The organism is Bacillus sp. X1(2014), assembly GCF_007678255.1.
Genome location: NZ_VEED01000033.1, coordinates 17,862 through 31,224, shown reverse-complemented (window position 1 = coordinate 31,224; position 13,363 = coordinate 17,862). Strand labels below are relative to the sequence as shown.

The following is a 13,363-nucleotide window of genomic DNA, read 5'->3' as shown; positions in this document are numbered from 1 at the left end:
GGAGCACCTCTAGAAGTTATTCAAAGCCTATTAGGTCATGAAAAAAGTGAAACCACCCGGATTTATGCCCAGTTAAGTGGAAGCATCAGGCAGGAATTATATAGGAAGTTTTTTTAGAATAAATAAGTAACGCATCTCACGATAGCGTTGCCTTATTTCACTCTTGCACCCGTTAGTTGAAGAAGAACACATAGCCATATTTTGAGTATCGCATCGAACAACTTCACTGTTTTCTATTTATTCGGAAGAATGCACTGTTGGTTTTTCTTTTGCCATGGGCAGTTGATCTAAATATTCATGTTTAATCATGAGATTTAGAGTATCTTCTCCATATTTCAGAAGTTCGGTTCTTAAACGAATAAAATGAAGTCCTAAATCTCTTCTCATCATAGTAGATAATGCCGTTCCATAATTGGTTGAAATAAGTCCTGTTAATAATGTCATTTTATATAACATTAATCTTTCAGAAAATGGCGCAACAGTAGAATCCGTTATTTCACTTTCCCATGTTGGGAGATGCGGTAAATCATTTTCAGAAAGGATATTCTGAAAAATCTCCAAATGTTTTTGTGAAATTTCTGCTCCACGTTGAAAATGATTTCTTAACTCTTTAGATTGTGATGTCTGCGCGAAACTTTTCAAAAATTCTTTGTTGTGTTCTGTTGCTTTGAAACAAAACTCTAGTTGGCTAATTTCTTGTACATTTAATGGTCGTCTGTCCGGAAACCACCCTGCTAAAAAGCTTTGGTTATCTACTTTGTCCACCCTTTCTGGTTTTGGAACGTGTAGTTTCGGATGATGCAAACCTTTTTTCACCATGATGTCAGTACATTGGTTATAAATGTTTTTGGAGTTCGTCCAGCAGTATTCATAAAACTGGCGTATATCAGAATTAATGGAAGTAACTAAAAACATGGAATAAAATATACATCCCTGTTGTGCCAGAACAAACTTTGTATAAAGAATGAAGTTATCAGAATAAAGAGGTTGACATTTAACATCCACATCCTGTTCATCAAATCCATCTGGAAGAGGATAACCAGCCTCTTCTAAAAACTTTTTCGATTTTTCTTCTTGTTTAACTGAAAACATTTCGGCATTTTTAAGCATATTATATATCTCTTCATCTTGAATATTGGCAAGAAGATAACGAGTAACCCAAACAGTCATGGTATTACTTAAATAAGTGTTCCAGAGATTAGAAATTTCTGATGGAACTAAATCTTTAGTTGTCAATTTTTCCCCTCCAAACCATAAAGTTCAATTTATAGTTTAAGGTACCCATAGTAAAGAAATTTATTTATTATCTCTGCTCTGTTTGATCAAAAAAAGGTTCGCCACCGCAATCTCTCATTCTGAACTCAAGCACCCGTTAGCTTAAGTGCAAAATTTCACATATGCCATCAATTTAACATAATTAACAATTTTATCCCTTTAACCAAATCTAGTCAGCATTTCTCTTTTCAATGAGGTATTGAAATCCATATAACAAGAACGACTTAAGAAACAAATAAAGAAAAAATTGAATTTTATTAAACCGGACGAGTGTAACTAATTTTAATTTTTTTAATAAACCCATCATTAAAATGGCAAACATACCATCTACTATTGCATTGAGTGTAATAAAACGTTTAAAATTTCCATATGTCCATTTTAAAATCCACATTGAACCTATTAAAAAAGGGCCAACATAAAAAGGTAATGCCACTGAAATAAATGAATTTTTTTTATAAAAAACCCACCATTTGCGTTGCTTCCCAATTTGGGCAAGAAGAATTTCTACAATTACAATAAAAATGGATGCAGGAAGGAATTTCTTAATATTACGTACCCCTAAAAAAGGGAGTGTTAACCATACTAATAAAACCATAGGAACATTAAGTAGCCACTGATTTTTATTTGACATCTTTAGCCCTCCTCTTTTTTAGCGTTCTCTATTCATTTTCTAAGTATTCATTTTATGTCGTAAGTTGTTCTTCGCTAATCTCCCAACACCACCACAAAAAAACGCTTTTCTTGTCTGCCTACTTCTTCTTCTTAAGTTAAACTGCCCCGTTAGTGGAACAAGAAAAAGAGTCGTAGCTACGACTCTTTGTTAAACTCAAGCACCCGTTACTTGAATAAGATTATTATTCTATAATTAATCAGATTCTCTGATTTTATAAAGACTTAATCGGATAATATAATTATCTTGGAATTTGAATATACTACCAGTTACTAGTGGATATTATAATTATCGATTTATGGGAGGGTATAAAATGGAGGGAGAACATAATCCAAGATTGACATCTTCTGAAATTTCAATTATGTGGAGTAGCTATGTGAACAACAGTTTTTCTAAATGTATTATGGAATATTTTTTAGCTAATGTGGATGAACCAGATATAAAATCAATTTTAGAATTTGCACTTAATATATCACAAAAAATGTTAAATATGAGCAAAGAAATACTAAAAAAAGATAATCAACCAATTCCAGTTGGCTTTATTGACGAAGATGTAAGTCCAAGTTCTCCACGTCTATTTTCAGATGCTTTTTACTTATATTATATTAAAAATATGTCAAAAGTTGGTTTATCTATATATGGTGTGGCTTTGGCAACTTCCGCACATTCTGATGTCCGTGATTTCCTTAGTCAAGCAATACAAGCCTCAATAGAACTATATAATAAAACAGCCAACGTTTTATTATCAAAGGGATTATTTGTAAGACCACCTTATGTTTCAACTCCTGATAGTGTTGATTTCATTGATAAAAAAAAGTATTTAGGTGGTTTTTTAAATTTAAATAATAGACCTCTAAATGTAATCGAAATTACTCATATTGCAGCAAATATTGAGGCAAATGCAGTTGGTAGAGCTCTTTTAGAAGGTTTTGCCCAAGTAGCGAAGTCTAAAAAGGTTAGTGATTATTGTAATAGAGGTAAAGAAATATCTAAAAAACATATTCAACTGTTTTCATCCATGTTAACTGAGGATGACATTCCAGCACCAGCAGCATGGGACCTTGAAGTCACAGATTCAACTTTCACACCTTTTTCTGATAAATTAATCATGTTTCATATTGCATTGTTAATTGCATCAAGTATTTCGAACTATGCAACTGCTTCAGCAGCAAGTTTAAGAATGGATATTGCAGCATCTTATGTTCGTTTAACAGCAGAAAATGCTCAATACGCTAAAGATGGTGTAAACTTAATGATTGAAAACGAATGGTTGGAACAACCTCCGCAAGCCCCAAACCATAAAGGTTTGGCAAAGGATTAGAGTGTTTAAGGGGTGTGATACAACTTTATAACTATGAAAGAAAGTAGGATTTATCGATGTGGATAAAGATGCGATTGGAACATTTTTAGGTCATTAGCTTTACCAGTTATTGGGCGACCTTAAATCATAAATTTTAGCACTTCTTGTAAATATCCAATCTAACTTTTGCAAAGTGTTAATAAATAATTCCATTAATTAGTATAGTTCTTGTTGAACTAACCTGCCCGTTAGTTCAACAAGACATATTATTTAAACGCTTGTAATTTTTTTCTTGTTTCCTCTTTCGAAAAGATTTTAAAATCAAGAATAAACTTAGAGTGAGGGAAATAACGAATATAGAACCATCTATCGGAATATTCTTCTTTGATGCTATCTTTTTGCATAGAGAATGGAATTTCTCTAACTACAACTTCCCAATAGTCCCTACCTTTAGAAGAATCATAAAATTCAATCCTATTTGGAATCCCTTCTACAACTTTATACTCGTCTTTTAAATAAGAAGGTAAATCAACCCATTCCTGAGATAATAACATCATTAAAACTGTTAAAGAAAGATGGATAAAACGCTTTAATCCAAATTCTTTTCGAAACAAGATAATAATACAAAACAATGCTAGTATTAAAGTTGGAAAGACTCTTAACGGGTAATTAGGAGTTAATAATGGTGCCATAAAGAGTGTAATTATAAAGACTATAACCCAGGTTATATTAAGTGTTTTATCTAGTAGTCCTAACTTTGAATTAATTTCAAGTAAATATTGTAAATCCCCTATAAATCTCCCTATAAGTTTTCTTTTTTTATCATCTTTTTCCTTAATTTCAGTCATTATTTCTTTACTGCATTCCCTTCAAATCAATAGTTTTTTCTGAATTATAGCAGTTATTTTTTATGTTTTATACGATTTGTTTCAAAATGTTATTACGTTAACCTGCTTTGTTAGTTCAACAAGAAAAAGCTGCCTTAATGACAGCTCTGATCTTCAACTAAAGCACCCAATAGTTCAATTAGAAATATTAAGATTTAGTCGTTACCAATAGTTAAGATTTTCTTGTTAATATGATGTTCCATATGGTTAAGATAGTCCTGTATCAGCCACTGTAATGTTTTTTGGGTATTACCAATCTCACAAAGATAAGTTAATTTCTCAGCAGGAATATTCATAATGATATTTATAACTTGCTTATTTAAGTTTTGAAAAAGAGACACTATCTCATCTAGTGGTCTTTCTTGATAATTCTGAATTCTCACCCATTGTTCTTGATTATACGATTGGATAACATAAGGTTGTTCCGTATATTGAATTTTTACAAACCTCTCATTATTATTTATTGCAGAGTCACAAAGATGTCCTAATATCTCTTTTTTAGACCATTTATTTGGTAATGGGCGATTTGATATTTCTGTTTCTGACATTGAGTTGTATTCCTTTGGTAATGCCTCTATCCAGTGGTTTATTGCATTAATTATATCCTCCACACTCATACACCCCTTCAATATGTATCTAAAAAACAATATTTGTCTAAAGTCATTAATATCCCTTCTTCCACTAAACTGCTCCGTTAGCTGAATAAGAAAAAAGCATTACCGTTATGTAAGTAATGCACCCGTTAATATTAGTAGAATACTTCACATTCTATTCGCTCTATGTCTATTAAACCTCATTAGGAAAAATTTCAATAAACTCGAATTTTTCGAGGAATATTGTACAACCTTCAATCGTTATGGTTGCTAAAAAACTGTCAGATGAGCTACTCCATTTTGTCGCTACGTACTCTAAAAACCTATTAAATTGTTCATCTGTTAGGCTTGTTCCTTCCATTTCAATTTGAAAGCTATCATTGAATTTCCAATACGGCTCGAAGCTTGTTACCTTTAAATTTAAATGTACTTTTTCTGCCAAAACAAACAAATTCTCCAAGAATGTTTCAGCTTCAATTTTCGTCTTGGCTTGAATAAATGCTCTAATAAACATTATTTTTTCTCCTATATTCTTGAAGTAAAGCACCCGTTGTTGAAGAAGCATCATCTAACAAAAATATTTAAACGGAAATTATGTTTTTCTAATTCCCTTAAATTGGGTAATGGTTTAAAATTAAATAATATATTTTCTTAACGGAGAAATAAAAAATATGATAAAAATCAAAATCTTTTCAGCTTTATCTTCCTTGTTGATAGGTAACTTGCTTTTATATCTATACCTTCTAATATGGGACTTTTTAAATCCTATTGAAACTAGTTCCTTAAATATCGGGACAGGGTTTGTTATTACAGTCATTCTTTATGTTTCATTTTTGTTTATTTTCATTTATGGTATCCCAATATCTTTTGTTATTGGAAAAATAACAGAAAAAATAAGTAGTAGAAAAATAGTTGCCTCATTGGTTTTACATAGTCTTTTAGGATTCCTGGGTCCACTATTGTTCGGTTTTATACAAGACCCTTTTGATTTTTTATTTGAAGAAGATGGCTTATTGATGTGTATTATCGGTGCATACTTTGCAGTTATTTTTGATTTTGCACAACTAATTCTTATCAAAAAAAACTAGTGAATTTTTAAATTTTAAGTCAAATTGGATGTAAAAGAGATATTGTTTTTATTTCTCTTGTTCCACTAACCTGCTCCGTTAGTGCAAAAGAAAAGGGATGTCGCAACGATCCCAATCTTTAACTCTTGCACCCTTTAGATTAAGTACATTCTTTCACATTCTTTCCTTTAATAAAATAGTTGGTTTTTCTAGTTTAGTTTAACAATAAAAGTAGATAACTAACTCACTTTGGTTTTTGGCTTTGTTAAGTTATAGCTTCGTCTAATCAGGTCATATATAACATCCTCTGGAATAGTACCGTCAAGAATAATGGAATTCCAATGATCCTTATTAAGATGAAAGGCAGGAACTATTGAAGGGTAATTCTGACGATAGAAATCCAACCAATCGTTTTCACACTTCAGGTTAATCCAAATATAATCATCTCTTTTGAAAATTCAGGCAAAGACCTTCTTGTTTTCTTTATGTCGCATTAATGTCCAATTCTTATCACTAAAAGGATAATCTTCATAGGTGTTTTCCAATTTCAAACAATAATTAATTGCTTCCTCTCTGGTTTTCATTTTTTCACTCCTACAACGGATGTATGCAAACCATTTCAAATTAACCAGTTGCAACTTTAGTTGGTATAAAAAGATTTAATCTAACCATAAAAAGATTCTAGATATATCTCAACAATTTTGCCTATTGGTGACAATGTCTTTTGCAAACCTGCCAGTTATTTCAATAAGGAAAAAGCGATACTTCTTTATTGAAGCATCGCTACCCGATAGTTTAAGTGAATTGGTTCACAATTGCCCAATCTATTCAATCACTCGCCTGAATAAACTTTCAGTTTTTCTTTAGCAATTGCCAATGCACTATTTATGTTGTCAGTAAGTGTAAAGCCAGTGGACTTTTGTAGCCAAGTTTCCCACTCACTATCCCAAAAATAAATGTCAATTTCTAAAAGCCCATCTTTCAAACGTTTATTAATTTCCACTTTATATGCTTTACTAGGTGAGTATAATTCTTTAACAAGTTCAAGCATAATTTACACTCCCCTTTGAATATGTATTAACCGCAACTCCTTGTTCAACTCTTACACCCGTTACTTTAAGTACATTTCTTCACAATATTAAATTCAAAACTTTTCAATTCCTTTTCCTGTAACAACAAAATGAGGACTATTATCTTTTCGGTTAAAAAACCTCCAGTGTTCACTTTGTTCATCGTCTTCTGAACTATCAGGAAATGCTTCTAATTTGTAACCCCTAGATAAAGTGACATTTAATCCACCAACTTCATCAGAATCAATTTGTAATACTTCTATTTGTCCATTGTCTTTTATAAAAGTATTAATACGTTCATCAAATCTGTTGTTACCTTGTATATCCCAATCGAAATCCTCATTTTTTTCATCCCATTGTGAGTTTGGGGAATAAAAATCCCTTGAAGCAACAACAATTTTGTTTCCTAATGTAATTCTCCACGAACATTGGATATGTAAAGCGTATTCTGCCGTTTCCTCGGTTCTGCCTCTTCAGACTATTTGAACTATATCCCCAAAGCTAAGCCAAAAGAGGTTAGATGCCCGTCCTGCATACTGTAATTTCAAACCCACTAATCTTCCTAATTGAGATTTAATTTCTTCTCTCATACTCGACCCCTTTAAGACTGAAATTTAGAATATATATTCTAAATGTATCATTTTTCGTTCTTTAACTAAACTGCTCGATAGTTTAAGTACATTTTTTCACAAACTCCATCAATATTAACCTAATTATCCAACTATTTTTAAACTTAATATCCCGTTTAGTTTGACGAATTGTATATCAAAATGCGGATAAAATTGTTGGGGTACAAACGCCATTGCAACTTTACAAATTGAGGGGAATTTACCTATACAATTTTTTAGCGTAATTCACTACAAATCGCTTTACATCAATAAAAATGAGTGCCAAATTCTTATACAATTTGGCACTCATTTTAAGTTACATTTTTAATGTTTGCGATAGGCAACGGAACCCGTTAACAAATTGTGATGGAGTGTTTTTATCTGGTTAAATGGTGATTTTGATTTTTATAACGAATAAGGAACAAAATTCCTGAATTCGCTGAAGGCTTAATATACTCCATTAGCAAGCTGCTTCATCGCGTTTAACTCTGAAGAAAGCGCCAAAAACCATTCCTTATCTCCAGTTGATAAAGCTAGATCTAGGAGAAATTCAATTTGTGCCTTATTGGTTACATTTGAAACAGGCAGTTTTTTCACTCGGTTACTTAAAATAGGTATGGTTTTACCAATCGTTTGATTATTATCACTTGTAACAACGGTTACTTTCACTATTCCTTCTATACTAGACAGTGATTCGATATAACCAATAATTAATTCACCTTCCCGTGATTCTGCCTTAATCCAATCTCCTGTATTTAAAACCGTATGATTTTTGGAGAACATAGTTTTTTCACCTTCTTAAATTTTTTCATTTAATCCTATAATATGCAGAGTTAATTTATCTGTAATCTTTTTTATTACATTTTAATTAAAGTAATATGCAACCAACTATCGGTCACTTGCGCATTTTAACAAGATCTACGACTTCTTTAATTGTATAGTCCCTTAAATATTCTCCCATATGTTCTTCTGCACCAAAAAAAATACTGCATAGGACTTTTTGCATATTTGCTCCTACAATACATCTTTCATTGGATTCAGGACATTTGGGCTGCAGTGCACCTTCAGATGTGATCTTATATATATCCCAAAGATTTACTTCACTTAGATCGAGCGCAAAAAGAAATCCTCCGCCGGTTCCTTCTTTAGATTTAATAAATCCATGTTTTTTCAACAAACTTAGTACTTTTCGAATCCGTACCGGATGGACGCCAGCACTTTCCGAGATCGCATCACTTGTTGACATGCGGTCCGTCTGTAACGCAAGATATGTTAAACTATGAATGGCAAGGGTAAAATCACTATTCATGAGCTTGCCTCCTAAGACAAAAAACTTCTCATCTATTTTTACGATAACAATATTTTCTGGATATTTAATAAAATTCATAACTTACTGTAACAGTAAATATTACAGATTAGCTAGTCAAGCATATAGCTTTCAATGTTTAATACATTTAAATATCCCATTGTTTTTTCACTTGTTCTTCAGCAATCTGTTTAATTTTTTCCCAGGTCATCTCTTTTTTCACTATGACATTGGTATGGTAATTTCGATCTTTATATAATACTTTTACGAATACTTCAATCATCTGTTGTTCCTCCTTTTGTAAATTTTTACTTGTAAAGACAATGTTTTTTGCCCTTAATTTGCTTCTTTCTGCAATTCGTTGTACAAATAGTTTCGAATTTTTCGCGGCAGAAAACTACGAATTTCATCTTCATTATAGCCAACTTGTAGTCTTTTTTCGTCCATGATAATTGGTCGGCGCACCATTTTGGGATGCTCAATGATTAATTTATACAATTGATTAAGCGGAAGTAATTCAATATCTATATTTAACTCTTGGTAGGACTTTGAATTCGTTGAAATAATTTCACTCGTCCCCTCTTCCGTCATGCGAAGAATCGATTTAATTTCATCGATTGTAAGAGGATGAGATAGGATGTTTCTTTCTATATAGTCTATTTGATGTTCCTCAAGCCAAGCTTTTGCTTTTCGGCAAGACCCACAGCTTGGTGTCGTATATAAAGTTACCATCGCATTACACACTCCTAACTAATATTATGCCCAACATAATTAAATGTAACAAAAATATTTACAGTTATCATACTGTAAATATAAACGTTACAGTTCATTTTGTCAATGGGCAAGTGTTTGATTGAATATCATATGTCTGTTTAATACATTTTGATATTCACCATTTGAACTAATTAGAAAAAATCCCTTAAGCCTTTGAAACATAAGGGATGATTGGCGAGAAAATGAGTCTAAATAAGTATTACAACTTAACATGTAGTCAGACTCTTTTGTTTAAAACGATTTTCCTTATCCTAGTGGGATTTTTCCACTTTAACCTGCTTTAACGTTGCTACAATCAGAAAGCTAACGATCACTAATAACAGCCAGGAACTCACCTTTCCTAAATGAACGAGACTCCAAGCATCGGTTTGGTTTGGATATTTCCAAGCTCCAAAGAACGTTGCGATATTCTCAGCAACCCATATAAAAAATCCAATAAGTACAAACGAAAGCGCGAGAGGCATGCGATAACGAATTCCGCCAACCTCGTATGTGACCCATGATTGCCAAAAGACAATTATCACAATTCCAGATAACCACCAACGAACATCCAACCAATAATGGTGGGTGAAAAAATTCAAATAAATCGCTGCGGCAAGAGGTACTACCACCAAAAACGGTGGCCACTTAACCAGTACAACCTTAAGCCTCCTCCACGCCTGGCAAAGAAAACTCGCTACACTCGCGTACATAAATCCGCTATACAAAGGGACTCCAAAAATTTTGAAATATCCTTCTTCCGGATAAGACCAAGAGCCCATATGCACCTTGAAAAGTTCAAGAGTAAGTCCAATAAGGTGGAACAAAGTGATTACCTTAAGTTCATCACGTGTTTCAAGCCCAGAACGCACCATCCCCCACTGCATCAGAAGACAAATGATGAGCAGCCAGTCATACCGCGGCAGGAAGGGAAGTGGGATGACTTGTGTAATAGCCAAAGAGGCAAAAATAACGACAGGAAACAAACATGATAGGGCCTGCTCCCAGCCAAAACGAACAAGTTGTTTAAGTGATCTTATGATTTGTGTCTTCAAAGGTTTGTTCTGAGAATCACTTTGGATGGGTAAATTCATGAGTAACTCCCCTTTTATGAATTTGATTCTAATTTTTGTAAGAAAGTTCTTTCTTTAACTTTGATATGATTTTACCATTTGTTTTATTGTTTTACAATAAATAATTAATGATTATGATTATATTTTTATTGCTTATAAACATTCTTTTGATCTTATACAAAGATTAAAAGCACTCCTCTTTTCAAAGGAGTGCTCTAAAGTTTAATGGAAATTCATTGTCCATTTCACCTTATGGAAAATGTTGTGAATTTCAATATTGTCATTTATAGTTAAATGAAATAAAGTGGTTTACCCACATCACTTAATAAAAGGAGATCATATGAAACTAGGTGCATTTTCTGTAAGTTTAAACGTCAAAGATATTCATTTATCCAAATCATTCTACGAAAAACTAGGATTTCAAGCTTTTGGAGGTGACATTACGCAAAATTGGCTGATTATGAAGAATGAAAATTGTGTCATCGGGTTGTTCCAAGGGATGTTTGAAAAGAACATTCTGACCTTTAATCCTGGATGGAATCAAAATGCTGAGAATCTCGAAACGTTTACGGACGTTCGAGACATTCAAAAACAACTTAAGGCTGAAGGTATAAAAATGCTGACGGAAGCAGATGAAACCACTGATGGACCCGCTCATTTGGTCATTGAAGATCCAGACGGAAATCAAATTCTTCTTGATCAGCATCGGTGAAAAAAATGAGGAATTACAAGATAACCAAATCGTTGAATTGTGCGATATTGGACACCCCATACCTGAGGAGTCCCCTAACGAGAACGGCATATTTTAACTTTACTAAAATGAGATTCAACAACACAACCTCCCCATTTTCAACGGGGAGGTTGTTAACGTCTAAAGAGATTTCGTAATTTACGATGAATATATCCAAAATTATACTGTAAAAACTCCTCCATAGTTAAACAAGAAAAGCTGCCAAGAATGGCAGCCGGAACCGAAGCTTTTTCACCCCTTATTTCATTAGAGAATCTTCTAAGTGGGTAAAAGTTTATTCAAATTTCTTATTAAGGCTATTAATTAAGAGGATTATCATTTTGATATTTTAACCATTGATCGATTTCTGACTTTAAAAATCGTTCTTGGTTGCCAATTTTTAAATAAGGAAGAAACATGTATGTTTCATAAGAGCCACCCATTAAAACTTTTTGTCTACTATCTTCTTTCATTATGCTATCAATCGTTTCTTCGTTAACTTGAAGATATTCTGAAAGTTGTTTTTTCGTCATGATATTTGAAGTATTCACAGAATAAACCGACGTTGAAGAATTTTTAATGCTTGAATCATTTTGGTTTGTAAAAAAAGTTCCCTTTAAGATTGATGCACCTATAATTATTGATATTCCAATAATCAAGGCACTAAACGGATAAATAAAAAATTTCATTGAACATTTCCCCTAAATTATTTGAAATCCTAACTGGACTCCCTTATTTTTTTACACCTCTTAACCTTTAAAAATCCAAGAATATCAAGTTCTGCTTTTATTGTTATAGGAGTTATTGACCTTACCCTCACAAACTATAATTTAATAAAAAAGAGCAGCTGCAGTAACTCTATTAAGGTATTTCGATATAGTTTGAAACTCTAGAGACCTTAAAATCTCTATTAGTTCTTCAGCCATAAATTTATATTAATCAGGAATATCTAAACAATTGACTTTCTTGGCCCCATTTAACATTGGTCCAAATAGTTCTCTGAGTCTTCTGATTTGTTTTTTTCATTTCTTTCCAATCAAGAGGCAAGTTACTGAAATAATTAAAGGGTTGTCTTATTCCGATCTAATCTTTCGCTAAAGCACCCTTTCGTGGAAAAAAAGTACATAATATTTTCGTACTTTACAATAAGTTCTTCCTGAGATTTCTCGTAGTTACTCATTAAGATAATTCTGATAAAATAGATATTATTTATTAATTTGGAGGCAAAATGACTGACTTAGAAGGACAACCGACGACTACTTTATTGGCGCAACTAACCTATAGCCCTTTATATCTCATCACTGTAATAATGGCTCTGGGTGTACTTATTTTCTTAAGAAGTGAAAAAGGCTGCTTAATGTTTTTGAGTAAAATTTGGGCTGTGACGCATATAATTATTTACTTACTAGCTATTTACTTTAATTTAACAAACCTTAATTAATATACAGTATAAAGTCAAATACTCATTAAGCGTTTTTTCTTATGCAACTAAACTGTCGGTTTGCACAATAAGAAAATGAGCTGCCGCTGCAACTCATTATGATCTTGCACTCTTGCACCCAATCAGGAAGAACTTTATATGATATCAAATTTCTAATTCTTTTGTATCTTTATGATTGCATTTGAAGGCGTAAACCCATCTTTATTTCCGCGCATCAACTGTCCATATTTCGTTGGTATTTCAACATACTGAACTACTTTATTCTTATCAAGAAATACGAGCAAATATATATCATCTCGATAAACTATCTTAGTTGGGTCTTTGAATTCAACACCAAGTTGCTTATTTATAGTCTCTTGATCAGTATAAGGGGTTATTAGATATGCTTTATCCCAATCGAAGTCCGTTAGAGAGTTAATATTTATTTTCGACACGCTTTTTTTCTCCATAATAGAACTTATGGATTTCTCTAATCCTGTATTATGCATACCGGCTACTTGCGAACAACTTGATAGAAAAAATAGTAAGAAAAAAATCAGAAATACAAATTTCTTCAATTTACCACCCCTATTTTATAAATCATTGGTAGC

At 32.5% G+C, this 13,363-nt stretch carries 17 protein-coding genes and 2 pseudogenes; 5 read left to right on the top strand and 14 right to left on the bottom strand.

Translation table 11 applies throughout. The annotated features are described in order from the left end of the window. A pseudogene (locus tag FS608_RS31545) lies at positions 1-117 on the top strand (integrase); the annotation flags it as partial. A gap of 120 nt (positions 118-237) precedes the next feature. On the opposite strand, the gene FS608_RS28655 reads toward FS608_RS31545, so the two are convergent. Next, positions 238-1,236 (bottom strand): DUF3231 family protein, encoded by a 999-nt coding sequence (locus FS608_RS28655; RefSeq protein ID WP_144555954.1) that lies wholly within the window; start codon positions 1,234-1,236, stop codon positions 238-240. Positions 1,237-1,444: 208 nt separating this feature from the next. Next, entirely contained in the window at positions 1,445-1,906 is a 462-nt protein-coding gene (locus FS608_RS28650; RefSeq protein WP_144555953.1) for a hypothetical protein, read from the bottom strand. Positions 1,907-2,258: 352 nt separating this feature from the next. Between FS608_RS28650 and FS608_RS28645 the strand changes: the two genes are divergently transcribed. Then, positions 2,259-3,266 (top strand): DUF3231 family protein, encoded by a 1,008-nt coding sequence (locus FS608_RS28645; RefSeq protein ID WP_186328943.1) that lies wholly within the window; start codon positions 2,259-2,261, stop codon positions 3,264-3,266. Positions 3,267-3,511: 245 nt separating this feature from the next. Here FS608_RS28645 and FS608_RS28640 read toward each other — a convergent pair whose 3' ends face one another. From FS608_RS28640 to FS608_RS28630, 3 genes are all read right to left on the bottom strand, one after another. Further along, positions 3,512-4,093 carry a hypothetical protein gene (locus FS608_RS28640; RefSeq protein ID WP_144555951.1) on the bottom strand — a complete coding sequence of 194 codons (582 nt, stop codon included), beginning with the start codon at positions 4,091-4,093 and terminating at the stop codon, positions 3,512-3,514. Between the two features lie 194 nt (positions 4,094-4,287). After that, positions 4,288-4,743, bottom strand: coding sequence for a DinB family protein (locus tag FS608_RS28635; protein ID WP_186328942.1), 456 nt, complete (start codon positions 4,741-4,743; stop codon positions 4,288-4,290). A 175-nt stretch (positions 4,744-4,918) separates the two neighbouring features. Beyond that, on the bottom strand, positions 4,919-5,239 hold the full coding sequence (locus FS608_RS28630) for a hypothetical protein (RefSeq protein ID WP_144555949.1): 321 nt from the start codon (positions 5,237-5,239) through the stop codon (positions 4,919-4,921). A gap of 157 nt (positions 5,240-5,396) precedes the next feature. Between FS608_RS28630 and FS608_RS28625 the strand changes: the two genes are divergently transcribed. Beyond that, the gene (locus FS608_RS28625; RefSeq protein ID WP_144555948.1) at positions 5,397-5,813 is read left to right on the top strand and encodes a hypothetical protein; all 417 of its coding nucleotides are present in this window, start codon (positions 5,397-5,399) and stop codon (positions 5,811-5,813) included. A gap of 218 nt (positions 5,814-6,031) precedes the next feature. Here FS608_RS28625 and FS608_RS28620 read toward each other — a convergent pair. The 7 genes and pseudogenes from FS608_RS28620 to FS608_RS28585 form a co-directional block, all read right to left on the bottom strand. Continuing rightward, positions 6,032-6,376 (bottom strand): annotated as a pseudogene (locus FS608_RS28620) (MmcQ/YjbR family DNA-binding protein). A gap of 248 nt (positions 6,377-6,624) precedes the next feature. Beyond that, complete coding sequence (locus tag FS608_RS28615) at positions 6,625-6,843, bottom strand: hypothetical protein (protein ID WP_144555947.1); 219 nt, start codon at positions 6,841-6,843, stop codon at positions 6,625-6,627. A gap of 1,074 nt (positions 6,844-7,917) precedes the next feature. Then, positions 7,918-8,253, bottom strand: a complete 336-nt coding sequence (locus FS608_RS28605; protein ID WP_144555946.1) for an IDEAL domain-containing protein — start codon at positions 8,251-8,253, stop codon at positions 7,918-7,920. A gap of 112 nt (positions 8,254-8,365) precedes the next feature. Further along, positions 8,366-8,779 carry an RrF2 family transcriptional regulator gene (locus FS608_RS28600; protein ID WP_144555945.1) on the bottom strand — a complete coding sequence of 138 codons (414 nt, stop codon included), beginning with the start codon at positions 8,777-8,779 and terminating at the stop codon, positions 8,366-8,368. Positions 8,780-8,924: 145 nt separating this feature from the next. Continuing rightward, complete coding sequence (locus FS608_RS28595) at positions 8,925-9,059, bottom strand: BA3454 family stress response protein (protein ID WP_144555944.1); 135 nt, start codon at positions 9,057-9,059, stop codon at positions 8,925-8,927. A 53-nt stretch (positions 9,060-9,112) separates the two neighbouring features. Further along, positions 9,113-9,508, bottom strand: coding sequence for a transcriptional regulator SpxA (spxA, locus tag FS608_RS28590; protein WP_144555943.1), 396 nt, complete (start codon positions 9,506-9,508; stop codon positions 9,113-9,115). 293 nt (positions 9,509-9,801) lie between these two features. Further along, positions 9,802-10,569, bottom strand: a complete 768-nt coding sequence (locus tag FS608_RS28585; protein WP_144555958.1) for a DUF817 domain-containing protein — start codon at positions 10,567-10,569, stop codon at positions 9,802-9,804. A 373-nt stretch (positions 10,570-10,942) separates the two neighbouring features. On the opposite strand from FS608_RS28585, the gene FS608_RS28580 reads away from it, so the two are divergent. Then, positions 10,943-11,314: a VOC family protein gene (locus tag FS608_RS28580; RefSeq protein ID WP_144555942.1), complete on the top strand. Its 372-nt coding sequence runs from the start codon at positions 10,943-10,945 to the stop codon at positions 11,312-11,314. Between the two features lie 338 nt (positions 11,315-11,652). Here the strand turns inward: FS608_RS28580 and FS608_RS28570 are convergent, their stop codons facing one another. After that, a complete protein-coding gene (locus tag FS608_RS28570) occupies positions 11,653-12,021 on the bottom strand; it encodes a MerR family transcriptional regulator (RefSeq protein ID WP_144555941.1) in 369 nt (122 codons plus the stop codon). 539 nt (positions 12,022-12,560) lie between these two features. Between FS608_RS28570 and FS608_RS28565 the strand changes: the two genes are divergently transcribed. Further along, positions 12,561-12,773, top strand: coding sequence for a hypothetical protein (locus tag FS608_RS28565; protein WP_144555940.1), 213 nt, complete (start codon positions 12,561-12,563; stop codon positions 12,771-12,773). 152 nt (positions 12,774-12,925) lie between these two features. Here the strand turns inward: FS608_RS28565 and FS608_RS28560 are convergent, their stop codons facing one another. Then, positions 12,926-13,330: a hypothetical protein gene (locus FS608_RS28560; RefSeq protein WP_144555939.1), complete on the bottom strand. Its 405-nt coding sequence runs from the start codon at positions 13,328-13,330 to the stop codon at positions 12,926-12,928. Positions 13,331-13,363 lie beyond the last annotated feature (33 nt).